Here is a 27000-nt window from a genome sequence, read left to right as displayed (position 1 = left end):
GATGAAACATGGATGAATTGATTGAGGCGGCCAAGCAGGCACGTGAAAAAGCCTATGTGCCGTATTCCCATTTCAAGGTCGGCGCCGCCGTGAAGGTGGGCGACACGATTTTTACCGGCTGCAACATTGAAAACGCGAGCTACGGGCTGGCAATGTGCGCCGAGCGAACCGCCATTTTCAAGGCAGTATCGGCTGGTCATCTGCGGCTGGAAGCAATCGCAATCATCGGCGACACCACCGGGCCAATCTCGCCGTGTGGGGCGTGCCGGCAGGTGATGGCGGAGTTCTTCGCGCCGGACGCGCCGGTGACCTTGACCAACTTGACCGGCGAGCAGACTGACACCACCGTGGCGAATTTGCTGCCAGGGGCTTTTACCAAAGGAGATATGCAGAAATGAGTCATCATTCAGGTTTCGTTGCCATTATCGGCCGGCCAAACGTCGGTAAATCCACGTTCATGAACCGCATCCTGGGCGAGAAAATTGCGATCATGTCGCCCAAGGCGCAGACCACCCGCAACAAGATCAACGGGATCTACACCACGGATGACGTGCAAATTGTTTTTGTCGACACCCCAGGAATCCACAAGCCGAAGAACCAGCTGGACGATTACATGGATACGGCGGCGCTGTCGACCCTGAACCAGGTCGACGCCGTTTTGTTCATGGTCGCGGCCGACGAGGCAATGGGCCCTGGCGACCAATACATCATCAATCAGCTCAAGCCGGTGAAGACCCCAGTTTACCTGGTCATCAACAAAATCGACCTGGTCCACCCCGACGACTTGCTGCCGCGCATCAAGCAGTACCAGACGGCCCGCGACTTTACCGGGGTGTTCCCAATTTCCGCTACCATGGGCAACAACGTCGACGAGCTGCTCGGCGAATTAACTAAGGCACTGCCTGAGGGCCCGCAGTATTACCCGGACGATCAGCTGACGGATCACCCTGAGTATTTTGTCGTCGGCGAGCTGATCCGGGAAAAGATCCTTGAGCTGACGCGCGACGAGGTGCCGCATTCCGTTGCCGTTGAGGTCGAGCGCATGAAGGACCGCGTCAACGGCAAGCTTCAAATCGAGGCGTACATCATCGTTGAGCGCGACTCGCAAAAGGGGATTATCATCGGTAAAGGCGGCGCGATGCTGAAGCAGATTGGCATTCGCTCCCGCCGCGACATTGAGGCGCTACTGGGCGAGTCGGTCAATTTGAAGCTGTGGGTCCGGGTGCAGAAGAACTGGCGTGATAACAACCAGTACCTGCGCAGCCTTGGCTACAACATCAAGGACCTGCACTGATGGCGCGCCGCGATGTGACCTTTGCCGGCCTGGTGCTGTCGCGGCAGAACTACCGTGAGTCTGACATGCTGGTCAAACTCGCGACGGATCAGTTTGGCAAGCGGATGTTTTTGCTTCATCGGGCGCGCAAACCGGGCTTTCCGTTGGCGGCTGGCATTCTGCCGTTCACTCAAGGCACCTATGTTGGCACCATCAACGAAAAAGGGCTGTCGTACCTCAGCACCGTTAAGCAGGTCGAACAGTTTCAGCAAATCGCCGGGGATATTTCACTCAATGCCTACGCGACTTATGTGCTGGGGCTGATCGACCTGGCGTTTCCGGATGGCGAGAATTTAGGCCCCTGGTTCGACTTTGCGGCCACCAGTCTCCACCTGATCGATGCCGGCTTTGATGCGGGCATTGTGGCGAACATCGCGGAAGTGCAGTTGCTCGGCGCGTTTGGGGTGGCCCCGGACTGGCGCGCCTGCGTGCTGGATGGGCGCACAGATCTGCCGCTTGATTTCTCGGAAAAATACGGCGGTTTGCTGTGTCAGGACCACTGGGCGCTTGACGACTACCGCTTCCACGTGCAGCCCAAGGCGCTTTACCTGCTGCGGCGGTTTTCCGTGACTAACTTGCACCAGTTGCACTCGATCACCGTCAGCGCCGCCACCAAGCGTGAGCTGCGGCGAGTCCTTGATCGCATTTATCAGGACATGGTGGGCACCGTGCCCAAGGCCAAACGCTTTTTAGACCAAATGCAAAGCTGGCAGGACAAGCTGCCGCCACTTCACCCTTCAGACCCAGCGGATTAAGCCGGGTCTTTTTTGCGCGTGCGGGCAGGGGCAAATTATATTATGATTGAACAAGCGTTTACTTGATGGGAAAGTGGGTTTGGTGATTGAAGACTCTCAGCATGATTGTGCCTTGTTACAACGCGGCAGATTACATGGCGCGCTGCGTTGACTCGCTGCTGGTGGGCGGCGCTGCCGTGGAAATCATTTTGGTTGACGATGGGTCCACCGATGGCACGCCGGCATTGGTTGACGACTATGCGCGCCGCTATCCGACGCAAGTGCGGGCAGTGCACCAGGAAAACGCCGGCCACGGCGGGGCCATTAATGCCGGTCTGAAGGTGGCAACTGGGACTTACCTCAAGGTGGTGGACTCGGACGACTGGCTTGATGAGGCCGCTTTTCACCAGGTGCTGAGGACGCTTGAAAGTTTACCCGCGCCGGTGGATTTGTTCATCAGCAATTACATTTACGACAAGGTGGGCGCGCGCCACAAAAAAGTGACGCGCTACCGCCACGGCCTGCCGCAGCACCGCGTTTTTGGCTGGCCTGAGGTTCGCCTGCCAGTCGGGCAGTACCTGCTGATGCACGCGCTGATCTACCGGACTGCGCTGCTGCGCGACTTGCCGCTTCAACTGCCCACACACACGTTTTACGTCGACAATTTGTTTGCGCTGGAGCCGCTGCCGCAGACCAAGCGGTTGTATTACTTGGATGTCGACCTTTATCACTACTTTATCGGGCGGCCGGACCAGTCCGTTCACGAATCCGTCATGATCAAGCGCATTGACCAGCAGCTGGCGGTGAACCGGCGCATGATCAAGGTAATTGCCGCAGCGGGCGAGCTCGAGCCGCATCTTTACCGGTACATGGCCCGGTACACGGAAATCGTCACCGGCATCTCATCGATCCTGCTCCTGCGGCAGGGGACGCCTGAGGCCCGCCACAAAAAAGCCAATCTCTGGCGCTACATGCGCATGACGGCGCCGCGCTTTTCTCGTCAGGCGCGCACCAGCGTGGTGGGCGTTGGGGTCAATCTGCCGGGGTGGCTGGGCCGCCACACCAGCGTCGATTTTTATCGGCTGCTGCAGCAGATTTACCACTTCAACTGATGACGCAGATCAAACTGGTCGCCAGCGACCTCGACCACACGCTGCTCCGGCCAAGCGGGACGCTCGCCGAGGCGACGGTCAGTCTGCTTCAACAGTTGGCCACAATCGGCATCGACTTTGTGCCGGTCAGCGGCCGGGATCTGCCCACCCTGTTGGCGCTGCTGCCGGGGGCCGACTGGGTGATCGCACACAACGGTGCGGTGGTGGCCCGCCGCGGCCGGGTCATTCAGGCGCGGCTGCTGGCGAAGGACACAGTGAAAGCCCTGATCAAGCAAGCAGACGCGCTGGGGGCACTGCCGGTGTTGTGCCGACTGAATGGGGCCGAGCTGCTCACCGGGCACGCAAAAGCGGCCGCCCAGCTGCGGCACTTCTTCATGCGGGTCACTGAGGTCTCGGCCTTCACGCGGCTTGATGATGTGGCCAAGGTCACGTTGCTGGTTTCGCCCTCGCGCCTGGCTGCCGTGCAGGCGGCAATCACCGCACAATTCGGCGCGATCCTGCAGGTGACTGCAGGTGAGGCCGACGCACTGGGCATCACTGACGCTAGGGTCAATAAAGGGTCAGCGCTGACTGCGCTGTGCCAGCGGCTGCAGGTGCCACTGGCGCAAGTCCTGGCGTTCGGCGACGCCCAAAACGATGCGCCGATGCTGAAAGTCGCGGGCTGCGGACTGCGCATGGCCGACGGCGATCCGGCGCTTGCAGGCGTGACGACGCTGGTCGCCCCGCCTAACGTCGAAAAGGGGGTCGACCGGGTGCTGAAGCAGCTGATCGACGACCATGGCACATTTTCTCAACCCAAAGGAGTGTAAGTATGACACCAGTGAAACTGATTGCCAGTGACTTAGATCGCACGTTGCTGCTGGATGACAGCAGTCTGCCAGCCGGCATTTTTGACCGGATCAAGGCGCTGCACGCGGCTGGCATCGAGTTTGTCGCCGCCAGCGGCCGGGGCGTTTACACCCTTGAAGACCTTTTCGCCCCGGTTCGCGAGCAGATGAGTTTTCTGGCCGAAAATGGCGGCGTCCTCAAGCACGCCGGCCAGGTGGTCGGGGCGACGTACCTCACGCCGGTTCAGGTGGCAGAGATCGTGAACTTTGTTCGCACTCAAGACAACGCGATCGCGATTGGCAACGGGCTGGACGCCACGTACCTTGATGCGCGTGAGCGGCAGTACCAACCGGCCCTCAGCAGCTTTATCACGCGCTTCAAGATTGCCCCTGATTTAGCCAAGCTGGATGCACCGCTGGCGAAGCTCTCGCTGTATTTCCCACACGGCGGCGCTTACGATGCCATCAAGCCGATTTACCAGCCGCGATTCGGCCAAGAATTGGCGCTGACCGTCGGCGGGCCGACCTTTATCGACGTCATGCCGAAAACGACCAATAAGGGGCACGGGCTGACTCAGCTTGGCGCGGTGCTGGGAATTGCGCCGGAAGCCATGATGGCCTTCGGGGACACCAACAACGACATTGAAATGATGCAAACGGTCGGTTATCCGGTACTCGTCGACAACGCCACCGAGAACATGTGGCAGTATGGCAAGTATCACACGAAAACTAACCAGCAGCGCGGCGTTCTGGCCGCAATCGACCGCGTCCTGGCAGGAGAGCTGCCGGCGCTCATCGACAAATAATAAAAGAGCAGGACATAACTGGGTAGTCGCGTTCCACAAAGCAACGCCCAAGCACACAAACGCCCCTGCACCGCGATTTTGAAAAACAAATCACGGTGCAGGGGCGTTTGTGCTTTGGGCTAAACCCGCTTTGTGTCTCAGCCTCTTTTTAGGCTAAGGCCTTGAGCATGGTTGGTGCGAGCAGCTCCTGCGCGTAAGCCTCGGCTGTTTTCAGTGAGACGTGATGGCCGGCCAGGAAGATCCATTCGAGGATCAACAGAACGGTGGTGCTGTAATGCTGCGCCACCAGCTCCATCGGCGTTTCGAGGCGCTTGGGCTGATCGCTGGCGGCCATGAGGTTTGAGAACACCCCAGTGAAGTAGTTAGTGAAGTTAAAGACGAGCGGCGAATCCAGCGGATTGTGGGCGACGACTTTGACCAGCAACTCTCTGTGCGTGTCGAACACGTTGTAGATCTGCGCGAACGCCTCCAGAAAGGTCTCGCTGCTTTTGGCGGCGGACAGCGAATCCAGCTTCACTTCTTGGCGCAGCCGATACCAGCAGTAGGTGAGCAAGTCGTACTTGTCATCAAAGTAGTTGTAAAACGTTGCGCGCGGGTAGTCGGCCTCCTGGCAGAGCTCATTGACGCTGATCTTGTCAAACGGCTTTTCGCCAAGCAAATTAAACATGGTTTCTGAAAACGCATACAGGGTTCGTTTAGCACCGCGCGTGAGTTTCTGGCTGGGATCGTATTTCATTTTCATGTGCTCCTTCAGTCTGCTTTCTGGACTATTTTCACCTATTGTCTAAATCCAGACGATAGGCCATTTATTGTCCCTTGTCTGACTTTCGACTGTACTTTATCATAGCCTTGAACGTTTGACAAGTGTCTAAAAGTATACAAGTGATTGAGGGGTTCTCACATGAAGAAATTTTTCGAACATCATGGTTTAGCGGCCATCACCTGGCTGATCGTCGTTGTGTTGGCGGTCGTGTTTATGCCCGATGTCAACGCCTTAGTGCGCGACAACGGTGCGGTAAAATTGCCAAGCAATGTCGAAAGCGAAGTTGCCACGCGCATCCAGAAAAAGGCGAATGGCAAACCAGTGCGCACCTACACGGCGGTTTTCTCAAACGGCAATCAGGCACTCACTGCGGCTCAGACCAAGCGTATTGATCGCACGCTGCACGACCTGAAAAGCGAGTCCGGGCTGCGCGTCAAGTCGGTGATGCGGCCCAACGATAACGCGGAAACGCGCAAGCAGCTGATTGCTAAGGACAAGACCACCCAGCTGGCGCAGATCACCGTTAAAGACGGCCCGCTGGTCAAGACACAAGTGGCCAAGCTGCGCGCTCAGCTGAAGGTCAAAGGGTTGAAGACGTATGTGACCGGTGCCGATGCCTTAAATGACGACTTCACCAACGTCACGGAAAAAGGCATTCAAAAAACCGAGATCATCGCGATCATCTTTATCTTTATCGTCCTGATCATCGTGTTCCGCTCGCCCATTGTCCCAGTGTTATCACTGGTCAACGTTGGGGTCGCCTTTATCACCAGCTTGAGTGTGGTGATGAACCTAGCGAAATACGTGAACTTCCCAATTTCCAACTTCACTCAGGTCTTCATGGTCATCGTGCTGTTTGGGATCGGCACGGATTACAACATCCTGCTTTACGATTACTTCAAGGGTCAGCTGGCCAAAGGCAAGTCTGCGCTTGAGGCGACCCGGGCGACTCGGCGCCACGGCGGCCGCACCGTGTTGTACTCCGGGGTCTCAGTGCTGATTGGCTTTTCTGTGTTGTGGCTGGCGAAGTTCTCTTTCTACCAAAGTGCTTCAGCAGTTGCAATCGGGGTGCTGGTGCTGCTGCCAGTGCTATTGACCTTGAACATGTTCTTCATGGCCACTTTGGGGGCCAGGATGTTCTGGCCGAGCAAGATCGATGGCGCTGAAACCTCCAGCAAGCTGTGGTATGGCCTGTCTCGCGCCTCGATGAGCAAGCCCGCGCTGTGGCTGGCAGCCATCGCGGTCCTGGCGGTCCCGTTTACCCTGGCCATGATGAATGCCAAGGAGAGTTTCAATAACGCAGAAGAAGTGCCAAGCACCTACCAGTCCAAACAGGGCTACCTGGTGATTGAAGACCACTTCTCCAAGGGAATGACCGAGCCGGCGACGGTGTACATTCAAAGCAAGACGCCGCTGGACACGCCGGCCAAACTGGCTGCCGTCGACGAACTCACCCAGTACCTGCAAAAAGAACCTGGGGTCAAAACGGTGGCTTCGGTCACGGAACCTGGTGGCAGCAAGCTGGATCAAATGTACCTGCGCTCGCAGTTGAATACCATCACGAAGGGCCTCAAGACTTCCGAAAAGGGCTTAGCCACAATTAAGTCCGGGCTCAGCGGCGCAAGCACCCAAATGAAGGCCGCCAATGTGTCCGGCAGCATGGGCCAAGTCCAGCAGCTGGCCGATGGGACTGATCAGCTGCAAAGCAAGATGCAGGAGATGCAGGCTGGCCTGAGTACGTACACGGCCGGCGTCAATGCGGCGAACACCGGCGCTCAAAGCCTGAGCAAAGGGGTTTCGGCCGTGAATACCGGGACGCAAGCCTTGAATCGCAGTGCTGGCCAGCTGGCGAGCGGCGCAAGTCAACTCAGTCAAGGCGCGCAGGCGGTCAATGCCGGCGTCGCTCAAACGAATGCCGGTGCCGCTAGCTTGAGTCAGTACGCCGGTCAAGTCGCCGGCGGCACCAGCCAGCTTAACGCCAGTGTGCAAAGCCTCACGCAAGGCGCCGCCGGGATGAGTACGCAGCTGACCGCCCTTCAAAGCAGTTTGAAGGCGTATCAGGCCCAGGCCCAGCAGCTGGCCAGTGGGGCAGCTGCGCTCAGCCGCGGGACGGGGACCTTGAGTCAAGGCACGCAGAAGTTGGCCGCCAACCTGGCCGCGTTGAGCCTTGGCACCAACCAAGCCGTCAGCGGCATTGGCACATTAGCCGATGGCACCAGCCAGGCGGCGGCCGGCGCGTCGACTTTAGCCGGCGGAACCGGCAAGTTAGCGGCTAATAGCGCCACCTTGAATAGTGGCGCCGGCCAGCTGACCGCTGGCTCTCAGCAGGTCAATGCCGGCGTGCAGGAGCTGAACACCAAGCTTCAGCAGATGAGCGGCCAGCTGACCAAGCTGGAAGATGGGTTAGGGTCTGCGACCGATGGGTTATCAGCCTTGGAAAAAGGGTCAAACTCCATGGATCAGTACCTGACTGAGCTTCAAGGGTCGTACATGGGCAACCAGTTCTACCTGCCTAAGGCCTCGATCCATTCCAAGGCCTTTAAGCCGGCACTTGATGCTTACATGTGTGACAACAACAAAATCACTACCATGACCATTGTGCTGAAAGGCGATCCGAACTCCGATCAGACAGACAAGCGCTTTGGCGTCTTGCAGCGTGATTTGGCGGCCAAGGTCAAGCACAGCAGCCTGGCTGGCACCACCGTCGCGATTGGCGGCCAAACCGCTCAGAATCACGACCTGCGCAGCCTTGCGAACGGCGACTTCCTGCGCACCGCCTCGATCATGGTGATTGGGATCTTCATTGCGCTGATTTTCGTTACCGAGTCCGTGCTGCAACCGATCACGATCCTCGGGACTTTGATCACTGCTTATGTCGCCTCAATGGGCATGACGCGGCTGCTGTCCAATGTTGTGTTGGGTCGGCCGCTGCTCAGCTGGAACACGCCGTTCTTCACGTTCATCATGCTGATGGCCCTTGGCGTCGACTACAGTATCTTCCTGATGGTTCGCTTCCGCGATGGGCGTCAGGAACCTGACATTCGCATCCGGATGCTGAAGGCGGCCACGACCATCGGGGCAGTCGTCCTGTCCGCGGCGGTGATCCTGGGCGGCACATTTGCGGCCCTGATGCCTAGTGGCGTCACCACGCTGATTCAAGTCGCGCTGGGCGTCATCATCGGCCTGATTTTACTGGTCATCTTGCTGCCGATCACGATGTCGGCACTGGTCAGCTTGAACGAGTGGCACAACGAGCGTGAGCACAAGGCGCCAGATCAAGACGAAGACTAATGTTTGACAGGACCCGCAGGCTTAATGACTGTGGGTTTTGTGGTATTCTGGCAGCGGAGGTGGCGCAATGAGAAAAATGGCGGTGTATTGTGGGGCCTATTCAGGCGGCCCAGTCTATGAGCAGGCGGCCCGTGAACTGGGCGAGTGGCTGGTCGCAAACCAGTTTGAGTTAGTGTACGGCGGCGGTGGCGTCGGCCTGATGAAGACGCTGGCCGAGGCCGTGCTCTCGGCCGGCGGCACGGTGCACGGTGTGATGCCGGAGAATCTGTATGCGCGCGGCGCGGCCCTGGCCGGATTACAGAACCTTGAGGTCGTTTCGGACATGGCGGCGCGCAAGAAGCGAATGCTGGCTTTGGCGGACGCCTGCGTGGCGCTGCCTGGCGGGGCCGGCACGCTGGAGGAGATCAGCGAGGCCTTCTCCTGGGCGCGGGTGGGCGATAACGCCAGTCCCTGTGCGTTTTACAACGTGGCGCATTATTACGATTCCCTGGCGGTCTTTTACGATGAAATGGTCGAAAAAGGGTTCCTGTCCGCGGCGGATCGCAGTAAACTGCTGTTCACGGCGGACTTAAGCGTCCTTGGGCAGTTCATCGACCACTACACGCCGCCGGTTCTTCGCACCTACCCCAAACAGGGCTGAACTTGACCAGCAGGTGGGGCGTGCTATACTTAAAATAATTGAATCGGTGATGAGAAAAAGCGTCGCAGGCCATGGGCCATGCAGCGAGCAGGGGGTAGTGAAAGCCCTGCCGGCCGAGCTGCGACGGGCGTTTTCGAGCCATGTTTAAGTAAGGGCAAGTCTCTGACTTGAAGTAGGGTGGAACCGCGCGCAAGCGTCCCTATGCTGATTTTGGCATAGAGGCGCTTTTTTCATGACCAGAAAAGAGGAAGCAATGACCAAGAAAATGAGTGTCCAGAAAATGATTCAGACCCTGCAAAACTTCTGGGCTGACAAGGGCTGCATGCTGATGCAGGCCTATGACACAGAAAAAGGGGCCGGCACCATGAGTCCTTACACGTTCCTGCGCGCCATCGGCCCGGAGCCTTGGGCCGCGGCGTATGTTGAGCCGTCCCGGCGGCCGGCTGACGGCCGCTACGGGGAAAACCCGAACCGCTTGTATCAACACCACCAGTTCCAGGTCGTGATGAAGCCGTCGCCGGAGAATATTCAGGACTATTACCTGGATTCGCTGCGCGCTTTGAACATCGACCCGCTCGAACACGACATTCGCTTTGTTGAAGATAACTGGGAGAACCCGTCAATGGGCTGCGCCGGAGTTGGCTGGGAAGTTTGGCTTGACGGCATGGAAGTCAGCCAGTTTACCTACTTCCAAGTCGTCGGCGGCCTTGAAGTGTCACCGGTGACCAGCGAGATCACCTATGGGGTGGAGCGCCTGGCGTCCTACATTCAGGACGTGAATTCGGTGTTCGACCTCGAATGGGGCGACGGTGTGCTGTACGGCGACATTTTCAAGGAACCGGAATACGAGCACTCCAAGTACTCATTTGAGGAATCCGACCAGGACATGCTGCTGAAGTTCTTTGATGCGTACGAAAAGGAAGCCTGGCGCTTGATGGATCTCGGCCTGGTGCACCCGGCCTATGACTACATCTTGAAGTGCAGCCACACCTTCAACCTGTTGGATGCGCGCGGCGTGGTTTCGGTCACCGAACGGGCCGGCTATCTCAGCCGAATTCGCAAGATGGCGCACAAGGTCGCCCGGGCGTTTGTTGAAGAGCGCAAGAAGCTGGGCTTCCCGCTTTTGAAGCACCAGGTAGAGGAGGCAGACTAATGGCAACATACTTACTAGAAATCGGCTTGGAGGATATGCCCGCCCATGTGGTCACCCCAAGCGTGACCCAATTCGCGCAAAAAGCCGGCCAGTTTCTCAAGGACAACCACCTGGATTATGAAACGATCAACACCTATTCCACCCCGCGCCGCCTGACGATCGAAGTGTTGGGTCTGGCGGCCAAGCAGGCAGACACCGAAGAAGACGTCAAGGGCCCGGCCAAGAAAATCGCGCAGGACGCAGCCGGCAATTGGAGCAAGGCCGCCATCGGTTTCACGCGCGGTCAGGGGATGACCGTTGATGACATCGAGTTCCGCGAACTGAAAGGCGTCGAGTACGTTTACCTGCACAAGCAGACAGCTGGCAAGCCCGCGTCAGCGATTTTGCCTGGGCTGGTCGACGTGATCAAGGGTCTGACTTTCCCAACCCGCATGAAGTGGGGCAGCTACGATTTCGAGTATATCCGGCCCATTCACTGGCTGGTTTCGCTGCTTGATGACCAGGTGGTGCCGATGCAGCTGCTGGATATCAAGGCCGGCCGCCGCACCCAAGGTCACCGCTTCCTTGGCCATCCGGTCGACTTGAAGCAGGCCAGCGATTATGTTGAAGCCCTGCGCGGTGAAAAGGTGCTGGTGGATGCCGACGAGCGCAAGGCGTTGATCAAAGCCCAAATTGCCAAAATCGCCACGGATAACCAGTGGCAGATCGATCTGGATCAAGATTTGCTGGAAGAGGTCAACAACCTGGTTGAATGGCCAACCGCCTTTGCGGGCCGTTTTGACGAGAAATACCTCGACATTCCAGAAGCCGTGTTGATCACCTCGATGAAGGATAACCAGCGCTACTTTTACGCCCGCGATCAAGCAGGCAAAATGGTCAACGCCTTCATCGGGGTCCGCAACGGCAACGCCGATCACCTCGACAATGTGATCCGGGGGAACGTCAAGGTCCTAACGGCACGCCTGGAAGACGCCGCGTTCTTCTACGCGGAGGACCGCAAGAAGACGATCGCCCAGTTTGTGGATCGCCTGAAGACCGTCAGCTTCCACGACAAGATCGGGTCGATGACGGAGAAGATGGCGCGCGTGAAGACCATTGCCGGGCTGCTGGCCGATCACGTGGGCCTTGCAGACGCCGACAAGCAGAAGCTGCTGCGGGCGGCTTCAATCTATAAATTTGACCTAGTCTCGGCCATGGTCGGCGAATTTGCCGAGCTGCAAGGGGTGATGGGCGAGGTCTACGCCACCTTGGCCGGGGAGGACCCGGCCGTCGCGCAGGCGATTCGCGAACACTACGAACCGATTTCAGCGGACGGGGCACTGCCGCAGTCAACTATCGGCACCTTGCTCGCGATTGCCGATAAGCTCGACTCCGTGATGAGCTTCTTTGCTGTTGACCTGATCCCGACTGGCTCAAACGACCCTTACGCGCTGCGCCGTCAGGCATACGGCATCGTCCGGATGGTGGCCGCACAGCACTGGCAGTTCGATGTGTCCGCACTGCAGAAACAGGTCGTCGCGCAGCTGACCCAAAATGATCAGCTGGCCGGCCTCGACTGGGGGAAGAATCAGGCCGCCGTCACTGACTTTTTCCGCGACCGCGTGGGGCAGTTCCTGGGCACCGGCAAAATCCGTCACGACATCTTGGACGCCGTGCAAAACGCCCCAACAGTCGACCTCACGGGGATGATCGACGCCGCCAAGATCCTCACTGCACATCAGGACGATCCTGACTTTAAGGCGACCATGGAAGCCCTCGGCCGCGTGCTGCGGATTGCTGACAAGGATCCACAAAATGTGGCGGTCAACGTGGCGTTGTTTGAAAACAGCACCGAAAAGGCGCTCCACGACGCCGTCAGCACGGTCAAGGCTGACTTTGAGGCCCAGCCGAGTGAGGCGAATTACCAGGCGCTGCGCGGGCTAACCGCGGTCATCACCGATTACTTTACCGAAACGATGATCATGGCTGACGATAAGCAGGTCCGCACCAACCGCTTAGCCGAGCTGACCGGGCTGGCCAGCCTCATTCATCAGTTTGGCGACATCACCGCCGTCATCGTTAAATAGCTTGCTTTTCCGCGGCACACCGGCTATACTTTAGCTTGTATTAGTCTGTCGTAAATGGCAAAAACGAAGTCGCATTTCAACCTTGAAGTGCGACTTTTTACCGCTATGGGAGGGAGGATCGCGAATGGCTCGAATCCCGAAAGAAGTGATCGATCAGGTCCGCACGACCGTGAATATTGCCGATTACATCGGCCAGGTCGTGCAACTGCGCAAGCAAGGCCAAAATCTGTTCGGCTTGTGCCCGTTTCAGGCTGAGCACACCCCCTCGTTTTCGGTGTCGGAAAGCAAGCAGCTGTTTAAATGTTTCTCCTGCGGGCGCGGCGGCAATGTGTTTGATTTCGTCATGCAGTATGACCATGTCACCTTTCCTGAAGCCGTGGCCAAGGTCGCGGCGTTTGCCAACATCCCGCTTGGCGTGACGGTGACCCCAACGCGCCAGCCGGAAGACCCGGCGAAGACGCGGCAAAAGCAACTGCTGCGCGAAGTGACCGACATGATGCACCACCTGCTGGTCAACACTAAGGGTGGCGAGCCCGCGCTGGCGTATCTCACAAACCGGGGACTGAGCCAGGCTACCATCGATCACTTCGAAGTCGGGTACGTGCCCGCCGACCGGAGCTTGATGAAGAAATTTTTGGACAGTCGCGATGTCAGTTACGACGAAGAGCGCGCCTCTGGGCTGTTCGTCGAGGATGATCAAGGGCACCTGTTTGATCGCTTCAACGATCGCGTCATGTTCCCGCTGAAAGATGCGTACGGCGACGTGATCGGATTTTCCGGGCGCATCCTCACCAAAGAGGCCAGTCAGGCCAAGTACCTGAACAGCCCCGAAACCGCCTTGTTCAACAAACGTGACGTGCTGTTCAATCTCGATCAGGCCAAAAATGCGTTCAAGGAAAGCGGCGCGCTGCTGTTTGAAGGGTTCATGGATGTTATTGCGGCCTACCAGGCGGGGGTGCCAAACGGCATTGCCTCAATGGGCACGAGTTTGACGCAGGAGCAGGTCGGCATCATTAGCCGCCAGACTAAGCGACTCACGATTTGTTACGACGGTGATGCACCTGGCCAAAGCGCCGCAGACCGCGCCCTGGCACTGGTAAAAGACCACCCGCAGCTGCAAGTGGGCGTGGTGGTGCTGCCTGATGGTCAAGACCCGGATGACTTCATCCAGGCCAAGGGCGCTGAGGCGTTTGCAAAGCAGGTCCAACACACGCTGACGCCAATTGGCTTTCGCCTGAACTACCTGGTGCAAGACCGTGATTTGACCGCCGACCAGGATAAGCTGGCGTACATCGATGCGGCTCTCAAGGAAATTGCCCAGGAAAGGGAGCCGGTCGCGCAGAGCCTGTACCTCAAACAGGTGAGCGATTTGACCGGGGTCCCGGCCGAAACCTTGCGCCAGCAGCTGCCATCAATCAACCCAAAGCCGGCCACTAGCGAAGACTGGGGTACCCCGCCACCGCCGCCGGAGGACTTTGGCCAGCAGGCGGCCGCGCCGCCGGTTGCCGCGCCACATTACGACCGGTTTGAAAAGGCCGAACGCCAGCTGCTTCAGCTGAGTTTCCACCAGTCAGCTGTGGCCACGCGGCTTCATCAAACTGACTTCCAGTTTCCTGATGCCGTGTACCAGCAGTTGTTTGATGCTTGGGTCGCGTACGCCAAAAGCGACCCGTCACCCACGGTCGCCGGATTTATCGATACTTTGGATCCAGCAACCAGTCCCACGGTCGCGACCCTCGAGTTTGAGGATCACCCTGAAACGGATGATGACGGCGTCACTGCGCTGATTCAAGCGATCGCGCAGGGCGGCGTCAAACGATCGCTTCAGGCCGTGAAGCAGCAATTGGCCCAGGCGCAGCAGCTTGGCGATAACGCCACTGTTGACGCGTTGTTAGATAAGTATATTCAGCTGCAGCGTCAGCTTAAGACTGCAGCTGAAGAATGAAGTTATAGGAGGCACTTTTATGGCTGAAAAAGAAACTGCAAAGAAACAAACCATCAAGAAGACGACTGAGGCCAAACCAGCCGCCAAGCGCACGGCCAAGAAGGCGCCTGCTTCCAGCACCAAAGCTACCACCGCGGCGGCGAAAAAAACCGTCACCAAGGCAGCGACTAAGTCCACTGCCAAAAAGCCGGCGGCAAAAAAGGCATCAGCCAAGGAAACTAGTGCTAAGCCGACTGCCGCAGAGACCAAGAAATACGATGCAGCAGTCAAAAAGGTGATCAAGGACTACAAGAAAGATAAAGAAATCACCAACGAAGAGCTGGTCAAGCAAATCGTCAAGCCGTTTGCGCTGAAGAGCGAAGCCGTCGATGACCTGATGCAGCAGCTTGGAGACAACGGGATTTCCATTGTCGACGAAAACGGCGATCCGGCCGAAGCCAGCTTGAAGAAGGAAAAGCCGGTTTCCAAGAAGGCTTTATCTGACATGTCGGCACCGACTGGCGTCAAGATCAACGATCCGGTGCGCATGTACCTGAAGGAAATCGGCCGCGTGCCGCTTTTGACGGCGGACCAGGAAGTCGATTTGGCCCTAAAGATCGAGCAAGGTGATCAGGAAGCCAAGCAGCGGCTGGCCGAAGCAAACCTGCGGCTGGTCGTGTCCATCGCCAAGCGCTATGTTGGGCGGGGGATGCAGTTCCTGGATCTGATTCAGGAAGGGAATATGGGTTTGATGAAGGCCGTCGAGAAGTTTGACTACCGCAAGGGCTTCAAGTTCTCGACTTACGCGACTTGGTGGATCCGTCAGGCCATTACCCGTGCCATCGCCGATCAGGCCCGCACGATTCGCATCCCGGTCCACATGGTCGAAACCATCAACAAGCTGATTCGCATCCAGCGCCAGCTGCTCCAAGACCTCGGGCGTGAACCAACGCCGGAGGAAATCGGGGCTGAGATGGATATGCCGACCGAGAAGGTGCGCGAAATCCTGAAAATCGCGCAAGAGCCAGTTTCCCTTGAAACGCCAATTGGGGAAGAGGATGACTCCCACCTGGGCGACTTCATCGAGGATGACAACGCGACCTCGCCAGAGGATCACGCCAGCTACGAACTGCTGAAGGAGCAGCTAGAAAACGTGCTTGACACGCTGACTGACCGTGAAGAAAACGTGCTGCGTCTACGCTTCGGCCTCGACGATGGCCGCACCCGCACGCTGGAAGAAGTCGGCAAGGTCTTCGGCGTCACGCGTGAGCGGATCCGGCAGATCGAGGCCAAGGCCCTGCGCAAGCTGCGCCACCCGAGCCGCTCCAAGCAGCTCAAGGACTTTTTGGAATAGCAATCAATGCGCTGGCTGCGGCCGGCGTTTTTGTTTGCCAGCGAAAGCAGTGCTGGTTCGTGTATACTAGACTCATCCAATACCCAAAGGAGTTTGATCATGTCACCCATTCACTTATCAAAGCGCCTCGCCCATTTGGCGGCGTTGAACAACGACGGCCGCCGCATCGCCGACATCGGCACCGACCACGCCTATCTCCCCATCTATCTCGCCCAAACCGGCCAGATCGACTTTGCCGTCGCCAGCGACATTGGGGCGGGCCCGGTTGCGATTGCCAAGGCTAACATTCATGACGCCGGACTGGTTGACCGCATCGTGGTCCGGCAAGCAGACGGCTTGGCGGGCCTGACGGCGGCAGACGCCTTAGACACAATTTACATCGCCGGGATGGGCGGGCAACTGATCGAGTCAATCATTGACGCCGGGATGGAGCACCTGGATGGCACCGAGACGTTGATTCTCGGGCCCAATCGTGACGCCGAAGGACTGCGCCGCTTTTTGGCGGCGCACGAGTTTGGCATTTTGGATGAGGACCTGGTGGCAGACGCCGGCCACGTCTATCCGCTGATGAGTGTCGGCCAGACCCGGCCGCAGGTGCCTTACACCGAAGCGGACCTAATTTTGGGGCCGGTGCTGCGGCGCAAGCGCAGCGCGCTGTTTGTGCAACAGTTGGCACTGGACATTGAAAAGACGGAAGCAGTCCTGCAGGGGCTGGCCAATGCCAGCGCTGTGCCGAAAGCCAAAATTGCGGCGGAGCAGGCGCGCCTGGCGCTGTTGAAGGAGGAAAGCCATGCTGAGCGGAAATGATATCATTACCCAATTCGAACAGTTTTCCCCGCAGACCCTGGCGGTGCCGGGGGACCCGGTTGGCATTCAGATCGGCGACGGCACGCGCGCCGTTCACACGGTACTGGTGACACTGGACGTGCGCCCGGAAGTGGTCGATGAGGCCATCGCGCTGAACGCGGATATGATTTTTGTCCATCATCCGGCGGTGTTTCACGCCCCGCGGAATCTGAACTACGCCGATCCGCAAAATGCCATGTACGGTGAACTCGCCAAGCATGATATTTTAGTTTACGCGGCGCACACCAACCTAGATCGGGCCAACGGTGGGATGAACGACTGGCTGGCGGAAGCCATGCATCTGACCGATGTGAAGCCGTTTATTGAGGCCGGCGATGAGGCGAACATGGGCCGAGTCGGCGAGCTGAAGACGGCAACCACGGTCGAGGCGTTTGCCCGGGAACTGAAAAGCATCTTTAACGTTGACGGCTTGCGCGTGATTGCCGATGATCTGACGCTGCCGGTGCAAACGGTGGCAGTTGTCGGTGGCGACGGCGGCCAGTTTTATCCGGATGCCCTGAAGGCCGGCGCCGATGTGTTCGTCACCGGTGATGTCTATTACCACACCGGCCACGACATGCTGGCGCATCACTTGCCGGTGATCGACCCTGGCCATCATATCGAATCCATTATGAAAAATAAGGTACGCGAGCTGCTGATCGGCTGGGCCGAGCAGAACAACTGGCCGCTGCACGTGGTGGCGTCGACGCTGAACACTGATCCGTTTACCTTTATCTGACTATGCAAACAAGGCGCCTTCTGCAATTGCAGGAGGCGCCTTTGAGTTGCATTAAAGCTGGTCGTCGGTGTTGAAGTTCAACGGGCTGAGGTCGGCCGACTCTTGAAGCAGCCGCGCGGTGAAGGCTTGCCAAGCCTGTTTAGCAATTGCTGCATTGGCCGCGCTCGCGCTGGTGGCCAGCACTGCCAAATCAGGGGCAGTATTCGCTTGGGCATCGGTTTGGGCGATATTGGCAAGCAGCTTTGCGTGCGTGGCTGTCTGAGTTTGCTGCAGTGCCTGCTGGAAGTGCCAGTAGTGGGCGTCGATCAAGACGCTGGCAAGCTTGTACTGCCAGTACGCGGAATCCGATCTGGGCGGCAGGGCGCCGACTTGGTAGTCCAAAGGCGTGGTGGTGGTGCCGGCAAAAAACGGGACGAACTGGCTTTCTGCGGCCACGCCCATGGCCTGCCAGTGGATGCCCGCCAGCTCCTCGGGCAGATTCGGCCGCAGCTGCAGCACGTGGCTTTCCTGGGTGCGGGCTAGGCTGATTGGGCGGAAACGATGTGGCGCAGCAGCGCTGGGATCGACCGGATCGTACGGCGTCTCCTCAAAGTGCCCGCCAAGCACGCGAAAGGCATCATCCACATGCAGCAACTGGTCAGGCTTGAGGGTGAACGGCAGGTCATCTGTCGGGCCACTGACGCGGCTAGGAGTTAGGCGACGCTGGCCGTCCCACACCCGCGCCGTGTTGTAGGTGCGGTCAAACGGCGTATCGGTGCCGAAGAGGCGGCGGAAATTAAACGGCGTGCCCGGTTTCCACAAATGGTGAGCTTCGGCGAAGGCGGCAAGCCCGGGGCTGGTGAAGTAGTCGGCACTGTCAAAATCGATCACTTCAATGCTCAGCTGGTTGGCGACAACGGCATAGCTGTCATCCGGGATACGCTCGGCTACCCAGTGGTGGCCCGAGCCGATTTCCATGTACCACGCCTCGTCGTGATCGGCAAACAGCACGCCATTGGCTTCATCGGTGCCTTGCGCGGAGATAATCTCACCCAGCCGCTTGACGCCTTCTCGCGCCGAGTGGCAATAGGGCAGGACCACTGTCACCATGGCTTCTTCCAAGATGCCGTCGGGCACGAACGGATCGCCGGCCAGCACCCGGGCGTTCGCGTAGGCACTTTCGGTGGCGCTCATCGCGACGCCGACTTGGTTGATGCCGGCTTCTTCAAACAGGCCGTACTGATCGGTCCATTCCGGGGTGGCGGTGTACTTCAACGCATGCGCGGGCAAGGAAAGCGTGAACCCGTTGGCTTTGGAGGTAAACGGCACCGGATCTGCGCCGTTTGTTTCCGGATGAACGACGAGGTGCTTGGGCCAGGCGGCTTTTGAGTCCTCATTGCGGCCAATCATGACGCTGCCGTCAGCGGTCGCTTTTTTGCCAATCAAAATACTGGTGCAAGATGAACGTGTCATAGTTTGTTTCCTTTCTTTGTTCACAAATCAAGAACACATGGGTACGAGTTGCGGGTTTGTGCTTATTATACCCGAAAACGCGCAGTAGGGGCTGTATTTTCGTCAGTTCTCCGTGTATTCTAGGAGGGATGAAACGCCTCGGGCAGGCCATTTCTTGCACGGGTGTTGATAAATTGTGAACAGGTAGGCAGAAGCATGGCAAAACTCACGAAGTTTGTTCAGCACGACACCTTGACGAAAATCGGCGTGGCCCTGGTCAGCGGCCTGTTAACGGCAATCGCCTTGAACTTTTTTCTCACCCCGGCACAGGTGTTTCAGGCCGGCGCGACCGGACTGGCCCAGCTGATTTCGATTTTTCTTCATCGCCTGGGTGTGTCAAGCGGTGATTTGACGGGCTGGTTCAATCTTCTGATCAACATGCCGATTGCTTATCTTGGCTGGCGCAAGTTGGGACGCAGTTTCACCTTGTTCAGTATTCTCAATATTTTGATTATTTCTGGCTTCACCATTGTGCTGCCGGTGCAGGCGCTCACCAACGACCCGCTGATGAATTCGATTTTCGGCGGCGTTTTGACCGGCGCGGCGGTCGGCATTGCGTTGCGCTACGGGTTTTCGACCGGCGGGTTCGATATCCTGTCGATGTACCTGTCGAAAACCACCAGAAAGTCGGTTGGCTGGCTGATGTTCGGCATCAACTTGATTATTGTTCTGATCGCCGGGTTTGGTCTGCAGTGGGAAAGCGCGCTGTACACGATCATCTCGATTTACTGCATGACGCGTGTGGTCGACATGATTCACACGTCGAACCAGAAAATCACGGCGATGATCGTTACCGAGCATCCGGATGCGGTGGTGGCGGCGGTATCAGCCCGGCTGATCCGCGGCATCACCGTGATTCCCAGCCGCGGCGGCTTTTTGCACCGGCCGAACACGACCCTGATGATCGTGATCACGCGCTACGAACTGTACGACCTCACTCAGGCGACGTTGGGCGCTGATCACCAGGCCTTCATCGATATCTTGAACACGGTCGATGTAGTGGGCGAATTTCTCACTTCGGATGAGCAAGACGCCAAGCGGCGGGCACCTGTTCAAGCGCCGCAATCTCGGGTATAATTTGGGCAAGAAGCAAACACTAAGGAGTGATCACATGCCATTAGTCCACATTGATCTGTTAGCAGGCCGGACCCCGGAGCAGTTGGCCAAAATGTGCCAGGACGTGACGGCTGCCATTGCCAAGAACACTGGCGCCCCCGCTGAGCACATCCACATCGTGCTTAACGAGATGACGCCGGATCATTATGCGGTTGCTGGGACCTTGAAGGCCAACGAGTAGGAGGCCATGACCATGGCTGATGAGAAAACCACCACGCCTGAGGAAGACGCATACTTTGCCAAAATGAAAAAGGCGATCGTCAAGGCGCTCGAAGGGGTGATCGACCCTGAGCTCGGCGTCGACATTGTCAACTTAGGGCTGATTTACGGCGTTGACCTCGACGATGTCGGGCACTGCGACGTGGAAATGACCCTCACGACCATGGGGTGCCCGCTGACCACGATGCTGGATGACAGCATTCATGAGGCGCTGCTTGCCGTCCCGGGCATCACTTCCGTCGACATTCACTTAGTTTGGTACCCGCAGTGGGGTCCGGAACGCATGAGTCGTTACGCGAAGATGGCGCTGGGAATCCACTAAGCAATTGTGAAGCCGCTGGTGATTCAGCGGCTTTTTCATTGGCAGGGAGGCTGCTTTGGACTACTGGGTGAAACTTAATCAATTGGCCAAGCGTATGCCGACCCCTGACATTCAGGCGCAGATGGTGGCCATCACGGCCTTTCGTGAGGCGGTCGCCAAACGCCAGCTGCCCGCCCGGCCGTTGCCTCGGCTCGGACTGAGCGGCGAGGCGATGGCCGAGGCACAATACCGCTTCGCCGTTCCACTGGCGGCGGTGAGCGCCACGGATCATCTGCTGCGCAACTTTCGTCAGTACATTGCTTATCATTATGGCATGTGGGCCTTCGTCCAGCAGACCTTGTTTGCCGAGTGGACGGCGCTGTTTGGCCCCAGACGTTATCTGGAGGTGGCCGCGGGCAACGGCTATGTCAGCTGCGGTTTGCGGCAGGCTGGCAACCAAGTGATCGCGTCTGACAGTCTGACCTGGCAAGGGGAAAACGTGACCGGGCGCACGCCGCTGCTGCCGGTCCACCGCGCCGGCGCCAGTGCGGCTTTGTGGCGGTGGGGCGATCAGGTCGATGCGGTGGTCATGGCCTGGTCCCCGGATCACGAATGGAGCGACGCGGCCTTCTTAAAGCTGCTGCGCGCGCGGTTTGCCGGGCTCGACTTGTTTGTGATCGGTGAGCGCTTTGGTGCGACCAACAGCCGGCTTTTTTGGCAGCTTGCTGAATTCGTACCTGACCGCCGTCTGCTGCCGCTCAACCGGGCGTTTCCCCGGTTTGACGCCATCAACGACCGCATTTACTTGATTCGATAGAAAGGAGGCTGCACCTTGAAGCGACTGTTCATTTTAGCGGCGGCGTGGGTCCTGTTGATTCTCGGGGCCGGCTGGGTCTGGTCAACGCATGACCAAACCGAATACGCGGAACTGCTGGATCACTACAACCTCAGCGAGCAGGCGGTCAAGATCACGACTAAATCGCCGTTAACACTGCCGCAAGCCGCCGCCAAACTGGCCCAAAGCGACCTGACAAATGTTCAGGTGCAGTTTCGCGCCAGTGGCGCCCGGGTCTTCCTGTACGCGAAAGGCAGCTACGGCGAGTTGCCGCTTGCCTCAGGTCAGTGGTTTTCCGACGCTGACCTGCAGTCGCCGCTACCCGTCGCCGTGGTCGGCAATGATTTAAGTGCGCGCCTCGCCACCGGTAGCCACCAGCAGTATCTGAAGCAAAACGGCCAATACATTCCGGTCCTTGGGGTCGTGTCCTCGCCGCGCAGCCAGCGGATTAACCAGGCCATTTTTCTGAATGCCAGTGGCGCCGGCCAAGCGGCACCACGCCTGGCCAACGTTAAGATCTACGCGGACGGCGCTAATATTCAAAAGCAAAAGAGTCAGCTGGCCAAGCTGCTCGGCGGCAAGGCCTCAAAGTATCAGTACCGCCAGCACCTTGGCGTTTCCGACTGGTGGCAAACCAGCGGCTTAACTGCACTGTGGTGCGTGCTGCTGGTACTGGGTGCCTTGCTGATCGCCTGGCTTGCGCAGTGGTTTATCAAAAACACGCTGCCAGCCGAGCTCAAAGCACCGCAGCGCACGCGGGCCCTGCGCACGCAATGGGTCCGGCTGGCCGGTTATGGGGCGCTGCTGACCGCCGCCGGAACCCTCACCGCCAACTGGTGGTTTTACGTGAGTGACCGGCCGCGTCTAGTGGTCTTCGCCACAAGCCTCTGGGGGCTGGCGGCGGTTGCACTATATGGTTTAATCATGCACAATTCAAAAAAAAGGGAGCGCAAGCATGAATCTGCCTGAGGGGTTTGAGGAAAAATATCGCCGCCTGCTGGGGGCTGAAGCTGACGCGTTTCTGGCCAGTTTCGACCGACCAGCCGCTTCGGGCTTTCGCGTCAATCCGCTGCACCAGGCTGAAAGTGCCGCGCCTGCGGTTCCTTGGAGCCAGTGGGGGCACTACGGCAAGGTGGCGGGGACCTCGCTGGCTCACATTGCCGGTGATGTCTACAGTCAAGAACCCAGCGCGCAGTTCGTGGGGACCGTCGCCGCACCCGCCCCTGGTGAGCGGGTGCTCGACTTGTGTGCCGCGCCCGGAGGCAAAACCACCCATCTGGGCAGTTTCATGCAGCAGGAGGGGCTGCTGGTCGCCAACGAGATCAACGCCGGGCGTGCCCGCGTGCTTTCCAGCAACGTGGAGCGCTTCGGTCTGACCAACACGCTGGTGACCAACAGTGATCCGGCCCATTTGGCAGCGCGGCTGCCAGAAGCATTTGATCGGATCTTGGTTGACGCACCGTGCTCCGGTGAAGGTATGTTTCGCAAGGATCCAGATGCCATGGCCTACTGGACGCCGGATTACCCGGTCAGCTGCGCCGAGCGCCAGCGCGAGATTTTGACCGAAACCGTGAAAATGTTGCGGCCGGGTGGCGTTTTGATCTACTCGACCTGCACATTCGCCCCTGAAGAGGACGAGCAGATGATTGCCTGGGCGACGGCCAATCTGGGCCTGACCGTGGTGCCAATCTCTAAGCCTGACGGCATCGCCAACGGGCGCCCGGGGTGGGCCAATGGTGATCCGGCACTGATGGGTACTGCCCGCCTGTGGCCGCACCAGTTGGCTGGTGAGGGACACTTTGTCGCCAAGCTGCAAAAAGCCGGTGACGGCGTGGTTCAGGTCGGCGCGGTCGTTGCTCCCGCCAAGCTTAATCGAACACAGCAGCATGATTTTGACGAATTCGCGAAGACGACGTTCAAGCAGCCGTTTACTGCCCCGTTAACCTTGAATCGGGACACGCTAGCCACGCTGCCGCCGCAAACACCGGCGCTGGTTGGCATACACATTCTGCGTACCGGTTTGACGCTGGGCACCTTCAAGAAGGGCCGGTTTGAGCCGGCGCATGCGCTGGCGACAGCACTAGCTCCTGAGGCGTTTCAGTCGGTCGTCGAGGTGTCTGAGGAAGAATTTGCCAAGTATCGCCACGGCGAAACCCTTAGTCGCCCGGCGCTGACCAAAAAGCAAACGGTGTTATTGACCTACCAAGGCCACGGCTTTGCCCTTGGCAAGGCGGTCAATGGCACGATTAAAAACGCGTATCCTAAGGGACTGCGCATCTAAGGCTGAGACATCAAGCGATTTTAGCCCAAAGCATAAGCGCCCCTGCGCCACGATTGGTTTAAAATCGCGGTGCAGGGGCGTTTGGGCGTTGCTTTATGGAACGCGACTAGGCAAGCTGGTCTGATTTTCTTTTAGATGGGCAGGCTTCACTTTGGCAGCGGCAAATGGCGCTGCTGGGCGTAGCTGACCAGGGCCGGGGAAAGGACCACCGGCACCTGCTGCAGGGCGTTGAGGTCCGCCGCCCCCAGCAGGGTCAGCAAGGCGGGCAGTTGCTGCTGCCAGGCCTTGATATGCGCCTCTGCGGCTGCCGGGCCTTCCTGGATCAGCCAGTGGAGCACCTGGCCGCTGATCCCCACGGCACTGGCGCCCAGCCGCAGGGCCTTGATCACGTCGAGGGGACTGCGCACGCCGCCCGTCGCGAGGATCGTCAATCCGCTGCCTTGGGCTTCCAGCAGCGACTCAACGGTGGATTGGCCAAAACCAATCAAGTCCTGGTAATCGTCGCTTTGCCGCCGCACGCCTTCGATTTGGGCGAAATTGGTGCCGCCACGGCCGCCAACGTCGACGTATTTTACGTTGACGGCGGCCAACTTGGCGAGAGCTTCCTTAGTCATCCCAAACCCGACCTCTTTGACGATCACCGGCACGGGGCTGGTTTCGACCAGCGTCTGGAGATTAGCGAGCCAGTGAAAGTCCCGGTCGCCTTCGGGCATGATCAGTTCTTGAACCGCGTTCAGATGAATCTCCAGCGCGTCGGCGTGAAGCATGGCAATCGCTGCTTGTGCCTGGGCTGGCGTTTTATTCGCACCGATGTTGCCAATCAAAAACCCGTCTGGGTCAGCCGTCCGCGCCACGTGAAAAGTCTCCGCCAACGCCGGTTCTTTCAGCGCGACCGCCTGCGACCCTGTCGCCATGGCCAGCCCAGTGTGGGCGGCAATGGTGGCGAGCTTCTGATTGTACTGGCCGGTTTGCTTAGAGCCGCCAGTCATTGCGTTAATGAAAAACGGCCACTGCCAGTCGAACAGGGCGGGTTTGACGGCAACTTCGCCAACAGCGGTTTCGGGCAGCGGATCGTGAAGCAGGCGCACCTCATCGAAGCCGGCTGTCGCGTGTGCGGCAAAAAACTTTTCGGCTAGGAAGACGTGTTCATCTTTGCGGTGTGACTGAATCGATTGGCTCATCGTGCTTCCTCCAATACTTTGGCCGCGGGACCGGGGCCGGCCACCAGCAGCCGGTCTTGAAACTCGGGCAGCGCCGCTTTGACCGCTTCAACGGCTGGCGCCAGCGTCAAAATTTTGACGTTCGGGCCGGCATCCATCGTCGCGTAGGCGGGAATGCCTTGGGCGCGCATGGCCTGAACCGCGTGCCACACCTGCAGCGTCGCGGGCTGAAAATAGGTGAAGGCCGGGGCGCTGGCGAAAATCGCCGCGTGCATGCGAGCGCTGCTTTGCTCGGTCAGCTCACCGACGCGAGTGAAGTCGGCTGCGGCCAGGGCGTTCACCATCTCACCGGCCGCCTGCTCGTTGTTTTCGACCCAGGCCGAAAAGTAGGGGCTCGTGGCAACGGTGTTGGCCATCAGCTGCCTAGACGACACGGGTTTGGGTCCGGCGTCGACCATCACCACCACCATGCGTAGCGGCAAGTGGGTCTCTGGCAGCGCCTCAGCAAATGAGGTGAGGTCGTCTTCGCCGCGATGCCAAATCGCCAGCCCCCCAAAAATTGACCGCGATGCTGACCCTGAACCGCGCCGGGCTAGTCGGGAAAGTTCAAGTGAAGACAGCGACAACCCGGCGTCACGACTGGCGGCCAGCGCCAAGGCAGCGTACGCCGACGCGGAACTAGCGAGCCCGGCCGCGGTGGGCACATGGTTCACTGAGGTGACCCGGGCAAATTGGTTCAGCTTGGCCTGCGCCCGCACCAGATCCAAAAAGGCACTGACCTTGGGCGCCGGCTGCAGCTTGCCGTCGAGGACAAAGGTGTCCGCGGCCAAATCTGAGTCAAACGCGACCGTGGTGTCCGTGTAGAAATCATCCAGCGTCAAGGAGACACTGCTGGTGTACGGCAAGATCAATTTGGCATTGCGTTTGCCCCAGTATTTGATCAAGGCGATATTGGTGTGCGCACGTGCGGTGGATGTCATGAAATCGCCTCGCTTTCGGAAAAGTCATACTGCCAGGTGGCTGCGGCGCCAGCTCGCTGCAGCGCCTGCGCGATGGTCGCCGCGCTGGTGCTGTCTTGCGCCAAGGCAATCATGCAGCCGCCCTGACCGCTGCCGGTCAGCTTGGCCCCGAGTGCACCGGCTGCGGCCGCCGCCTGAATCAACCGGTCAAGGGCGGGGGCGCTGACGCCCAGTTGGCTCAGCGCGGCTTGGGCCGTATTAAGTTGCTTGCCCAGCGCAGCCAGATCATCTTGCGCCAACGCAACGGCCGCCTTGCGACTCGCGAGCCCAATGCTTTCAATCAGCGGCTGAAACCGCGCATGATTGCGGCGCAAAAGGTCGGCGACGTGGCCGACTGCGGCCCCGGTTTGGCCCATCTCGCCAGTGTCGGCGATCACCAGCACACCGCGGGAAGGGAAGTGAATGGCTTTAGGCGCCTCACCGCGGATAAACCACTGCGGCCGGTCCGCTGACGTCGTGGCGGCATCAAGGCCGCTGGGGTTGCCGTGAATTGCTTTTTCAGAGACCGCGGCCCAGTTCAAAAGGGTGGCCCGGTCCAGCGAGGTGTCAAACGCCGCGTAAAATGCCCGGATGATAGCAATCGCACAGGCTGCCGACGACCCCATGCCGCGCTCGGCCGGCAAGGCGCTTTCAATTGTCAGCGTGAAGCCCTGCGATTCGGCGCTGAAGAACACCAGCAGGCGAGAGAGCAACTTGGTCAGCCCGGTGAACGGGGGCTGGGCGTCAGCCAGCAATCCGCGATAGAAAGTTGAGCGGATCTTCTGCTGGTGATCCTGCGTAGGGGTCACGGTCACTTGCAGTTTGATCGACTTGATGGGCAGTGCGATGGCAGGCTGGCCATAGACGACCGCGTGCTCCCCAATCAGGATGATTTTGGCGCGGCTTTCACCTTTTTCTTGATGCATAAAATCGCTCCTTTTATTCCTATAAATGATACCCCATCGCCGCTGCCGGGACTAGTCGCTTATGCTAAACTTAGAGCAGTTGAAA

Annotated in this window: 25 protein-coding genes; 20 read left to right on the top strand and 5 right to left on the bottom strand. The window is 58.7% G+C overall.

What is annotated here, in order from left to right:
* The first annotated feature begins 8 nt into the window (after positions 1–8).
* The 6 genes from JUF21_RS02970 to JUF21_RS02945 all read left to right on the top strand — a co-directional run bounded on the left by JUF21_RS02970 (position 9) and on the right by JUF21_RS02945 (position 4812).
* Positions 9–398, top strand: a complete 390-nt coding sequence (locus tag JUF21_RS02970) for a cytidine deaminase (protein ID WP_203624490.1) — start codon at positions 9–11, stop codon at positions 396–398.
* Entirely contained in the window at positions 395–1294 is a 900-nt protein-coding gene (gene era, locus JUF21_RS02965) for a GTPase Era (RefSeq protein WP_203624489.1), read from the top strand. The genes JUF21_RS02970 and era overlap by 4 nt, the downstream gene beginning before the upstream one ends.
* Positions 1294–2088 (top strand): DNA repair protein RecO, encoded by a 795-nt coding sequence (recO, locus tag JUF21_RS02960; protein ID WP_203624488.1) that lies wholly within the window; start codon positions 1294–1296, stop codon positions 2086–2088. The genes era and recO overlap by 1 nt, the downstream gene beginning before the upstream one ends.
* A gap of 101 nt (positions 2089–2189) precedes the next feature.
* On the top strand, positions 2190–3179 hold the full coding sequence (locus tag JUF21_RS02955; protein WP_203663022.1) for a glycosyltransferase family 2 protein: 990 nt from the start codon (positions 2190–2192) through the stop codon (positions 3177–3179).
* Positions 3179–3988 (top strand): HAD family hydrolase, encoded by an 810-nt coding sequence (locus JUF21_RS02950; RefSeq protein WP_203663020.1) that lies wholly within the window; start codon positions 3179–3181, stop codon positions 3986–3988. The genes JUF21_RS02955 and JUF21_RS02950 overlap by 1 nt, the downstream gene beginning before the upstream one ends.
* 2 nt (positions 3989–3990) lie before the next feature.
* A complete protein-coding gene (locus tag JUF21_RS02945) occupies positions 3991–4812 on the top strand; it encodes an HAD-IIB family hydrolase (RefSeq protein ID WP_203624485.1) in 822 nt (273 codons plus the stop codon).
* A gap of 148 nt (positions 4813–4960) precedes the next feature.
* On the opposite strand, the gene JUF21_RS02940 is transcribed toward JUF21_RS02945, so the two are convergent.
* The gene (locus tag JUF21_RS02940; protein WP_125754540.1) at positions 4961–5554 is read right to left on the bottom strand and encodes a TetR/AcrR family transcriptional regulator; all 594 of its coding nucleotides are present in this window, start codon (positions 5552–5554) and stop codon (positions 4961–4963) included.
* Between the two features lie 159 nt (positions 5555–5713).
* Between JUF21_RS02940 and JUF21_RS02935 the strand changes: the two genes are divergently transcribed.
* The 8 genes from JUF21_RS02935 to JUF21_RS02900 all read left to right on the top strand — a co-directional run bounded on the left by JUF21_RS02935 (position 5714) and on the right by JUF21_RS02900 (position 17588).
* Complete coding sequence (locus JUF21_RS02935; RefSeq protein ID WP_203663018.1) at positions 5714–8866, top strand: MMPL family transporter; 3153 nt, start codon at positions 5714–5716, stop codon at positions 8864–8866.
* 67 nt (positions 8867–8933) lie between these two features.
* A complete protein-coding gene (locus JUF21_RS02930) occupies positions 8934–9506 on the top strand; it encodes a TIGR00730 family Rossman fold protein (protein ID WP_203624482.1) in 573 nt (190 codons plus the stop codon).
* Between the two features lie 253 nt (positions 9507–9759).
* Positions 9760–10659, top strand: a complete 900-nt coding sequence (gene glyQ, locus JUF21_RS02925; protein WP_203623349.1) for a glycine--tRNA ligase subunit alpha — start codon at positions 9760–9762, stop codon at positions 10657–10659.
* Complete coding sequence (glyS, locus tag JUF21_RS02920) at positions 10659–12725, top strand: glycine--tRNA ligase subunit beta (protein WP_203623333.1); 2067 nt, start codon at positions 10659–10661, stop codon at positions 12723–12725. The genes glyQ and glyS overlap by 1 nt, the downstream gene beginning before the upstream one ends.
* Positions 12726–12849: 124 nt before the next feature.
* The gene (gene dnaG, locus JUF21_RS02915) at positions 12850–14670 is read left to right on the top strand and encodes a DNA primase (RefSeq protein ID WP_125754536.1); all 1821 of its coding nucleotides are present in this window, start codon (positions 12850–12852) and stop codon (positions 14668–14670) included.
* Positions 14671–14689: 19 nt separating this feature from the next.
* Entirely contained in the window at positions 14690–16003 is a 1314-nt protein-coding gene (rpoD, locus tag JUF21_RS02910) for an RNA polymerase sigma factor RpoD (protein ID WP_203663015.1), read from the top strand.
* A gap of 99 nt (positions 16004–16102) precedes the next feature.
* Positions 16103–16810, top strand: coding sequence for a class I SAM-dependent methyltransferase (locus tag JUF21_RS02905; protein ID WP_203623331.1), 708 nt, complete (start codon positions 16103–16105; stop codon positions 16808–16810).
* On the top strand, positions 16794–17588 hold the full coding sequence (locus JUF21_RS02900) for a Nif3-like dinuclear metal center hexameric protein (protein ID WP_203663013.1): 795 nt from the start codon (positions 16794–16796) through the stop codon (positions 17586–17588). Before JUF21_RS02905 ends, JUF21_RS02900 begins: the two co-directional genes overlap by 17 nt.
* Before the next feature lie 51 nt (positions 17589–17639).
* Here JUF21_RS02900 and JUF21_RS02895 read toward each other — a convergent pair whose 3' ends face one another.
* Positions 17640–19040, bottom strand: coding sequence for a C69 family dipeptidase (locus JUF21_RS02895; RefSeq protein WP_203623329.1), 1401 nt, complete (start codon positions 19038–19040; stop codon positions 17640–17642).
* A gap of 195 nt (positions 19041–19235) precedes the next feature.
* On the opposite strand from JUF21_RS02895, the gene JUF21_RS02890 reads away from it, so the two are divergent.
* From JUF21_RS02890 to JUF21_RS02865, 6 genes are read left to right on the top strand one after another with little or no spacing between them, the layout of a single operon-like run.
* Positions 19236–20156 (top strand): YitT family protein, encoded by a 921-nt coding sequence (locus JUF21_RS02890; protein WP_203623328.1) that lies wholly within the window; start codon positions 19236–19238, stop codon positions 20154–20156.
* On the top strand, positions 20101–20376 hold the full coding sequence (locus JUF21_RS02885) for a 2-hydroxymuconate tautomerase (protein WP_203623327.1): 276 nt from the start codon (positions 20101–20103) through the stop codon (positions 20374–20376). The genes JUF21_RS02890 and JUF21_RS02885 overlap by 56 nt, the downstream gene beginning before the upstream one ends.
* Before the next feature lie 12 nt (positions 20377–20388).
* Positions 20389–20736, top strand: coding sequence for a metal-sulfur cluster assembly factor (locus tag JUF21_RS02880; RefSeq protein ID WP_056988955.1), 348 nt, complete (start codon positions 20389–20391; stop codon positions 20734–20736).
* Positions 20737–20791: 55 nt separating this feature from the next.
* Positions 20792–21532, top strand: coding sequence for an SAM-dependent methyltransferase (locus tag JUF21_RS02875; RefSeq protein WP_203623326.1), 741 nt, complete (start codon positions 20792–20794; stop codon positions 21530–21532).
* Positions 21533–21547: 15 nt separating this feature from the next.
* A complete protein-coding gene (locus JUF21_RS02870) occupies positions 21548–22519 on the top strand; it encodes an ABC transporter permease (protein WP_203663006.1) in 972 nt (323 codons plus the stop codon).
* Positions 22506–23831, top strand: coding sequence for an RsmB/NOP family class I SAM-dependent RNA methyltransferase (locus JUF21_RS02865; protein WP_203623324.1), 1326 nt, complete (start codon positions 22506–22508; stop codon positions 23829–23831). The genes JUF21_RS02870 and JUF21_RS02865 overlap by 14 nt, the downstream gene beginning before the upstream one ends.
* A gap of 146 nt (positions 23832–23977) precedes the next feature.
* Here JUF21_RS02865 and fni read toward each other — a convergent pair whose 3' ends face one another.
* From fni to mvk, 3 genes are read right to left on the bottom strand one after another with little or no spacing between them, the layout of a single operon-like run.
* On the bottom strand, positions 23978–25012 hold the full coding sequence (fni, locus tag JUF21_RS02860; RefSeq protein WP_203623323.1) for a type 2 isopentenyl-diphosphate Delta-isomerase: 1035 nt from the start codon (positions 25010–25012) through the stop codon (positions 23978–23980).
* Positions 25009–25971, bottom strand: coding sequence for a diphosphomevalonate decarboxylase (mvaD, locus tag JUF21_RS02855; RefSeq protein WP_203623322.1), 963 nt, complete (start codon positions 25969–25971; stop codon positions 25009–25011). Before mvaD ends, fni begins: the two co-directional genes overlap by 4 nt.
* On the bottom strand, positions 25968–26915 hold the full coding sequence (mvk, locus tag JUF21_RS02850) for a mevalonate kinase (RefSeq protein ID WP_203663004.1): 948 nt from the start codon (positions 26913–26915) through the stop codon (positions 25968–25970). Before mvk ends, mvaD begins: the two co-directional genes overlap by 4 nt.
* Between the last annotated feature and the right edge of the window lie 85 nt (positions 26916–27000).

It is taken from the genome of Lacticaseibacillus sp. 53-4, from assembly GCF_016861805.1.
In the GTDB taxonomy this organism is placed as follows: Bacteria; Bacillota; Bacilli; order Lactobacillales; family Lactobacillaceae; genus Lacticaseibacillus.
The sequence above is the reverse complement of the archived record's forward strand: the minus strand, read 5'-3'. Positions and strand labels throughout refer to the sequence as shown.

Coding starts and splice junctions, on each gene's coding strand:
- era (WP_203624489.1), top strand. CDS start 395: ATGAGTCATCATTCAGGTTTCGTTGCCATTATCGGCCGGCCAAACGTC.
- JUF21_RS02935 (WP_203663018.1), top strand. CDS start 5,714: ATGAAGAAATTTTTCGAACATCATGGTTTAGCGGCCATCACCTGGCTG.
- JUF21_RS02955 (WP_203663022.1), top strand. CDS start 2,190: ATGATTGTGCCTTGTTACAACGCGGCAGATTACATGGCGCGCTGCGTT.
- dnaG (WP_125754536.1), top strand. CDS start 12,850: ATGGCTCGAATCCCGAAAGAAGTGATCGATCAGGTCCGCACGACCGTG.
- JUF21_RS02900 (WP_203663013.1), top strand. CDS start 16,794: ATGCTGAGCGGAAATGATATCATTACCCAATTCGAACAGTTTTCCCCG.
- glyQ (WP_203623349.1), top strand. CDS start 9,760: ATGACCAAGAAAATGAGTGTCCAGAAAATGATTCAGACCCTGCAAAAC.
- JUF21_RS02885 (WP_203623327.1), top strand. CDS start 20,101: ATGAGCAAGACGCCAAGCGGCGGGCACCTGTTCAAGCGCCGCAATCTC.
- rpoD (WP_203663015.1), top strand. CDS start 14,690: ATGGCTGAAAAAGAAACTGCAAAGAAACAAACCATCAAGAAGACGACT.
- recO (WP_203624488.1), top strand. CDS start 1,294: ATGGCGCGCCGCGATGTGACCTTTGCCGGCCTGGTGCTGTCGCGGCAG.
- JUF21_RS02950 (WP_203663020.1), top strand. CDS start 3,179: ATGACGCAGATCAAACTGGTCGCCAGCGACCTCGACCACACGCTGCTC.
- fni (WP_203623323.1), bottom strand. CDS start 25,012: ATGAGCCAATCGATTCAGTCACACCGCAAAGATGAACACGTCTTCCTA.
- JUF21_RS02970 (WP_203624490.1), top strand. CDS start 9: ATGGATGAATTGATTGAGGCGGCCAAGCAGGCACGTGAAAAAGCCTAT.
- JUF21_RS02945 (WP_203624485.1), top strand. CDS start 3,991: ATGACACCAGTGAAACTGATTGCCAGTGACTTAGATCGCACGTTGCTG.
- mvk (WP_203663004.1), bottom strand. CDS start 26,915: ATGCATCAAGAAAAAGGTGAAAGCCGCGCCAAAATCATCCTGATTGGG.
- glyS (WP_203623333.1), top strand. CDS start 10,659: ATGGCAACATACTTACTAGAAATCGGCTTGGAGGATATGCCCGCCCAT.
- JUF21_RS02940 (WP_125754540.1), bottom strand. CDS start 5,554: ATGAAAATGAAATACGATCCCAGCCAGAAACTCACGCGCGGTGCTAAA.
- JUF21_RS02865 (WP_203623324.1), top strand. CDS start 22,506: ATGAATCTGCCTGAGGGGTTTGAGGAAAAATATCGCCGCCTGCTGGGG.
- JUF21_RS02905 (WP_203623331.1), top strand. CDS start 16,103: ATGTCACCCATTCACTTATCAAAGCGCCTCGCCCATTTGGCGGCGTTG.
- JUF21_RS02930 (WP_203624482.1), top strand. CDS start 8,934: ATGAGAAAAATGGCGGTGTATTGTGGGGCCTATTCAGGCGGCCCAGTC.
- mvaD (WP_203623322.1), bottom strand. CDS start 25,971: ATGACATCCACCGCACGTGCGCACACCAATATCGCCTTGATCAAATAC.
- JUF21_RS02890 (WP_203623328.1), top strand. CDS start 19,236: ATGGCAAAACTCACGAAGTTTGTTCAGCACGACACCTTGACGAAAATC.
- JUF21_RS02880 (WP_056988955.1), top strand. CDS start 20,389: ATGGCTGATGAGAAAACCACCACGCCTGAGGAAGACGCATACTTTGCC.
- JUF21_RS02895 (WP_203623329.1), bottom strand. CDS start 19,040: ATGACACGTTCATCTTGCACCAGTATTTTGATTGGCAAAAAAGCGACC.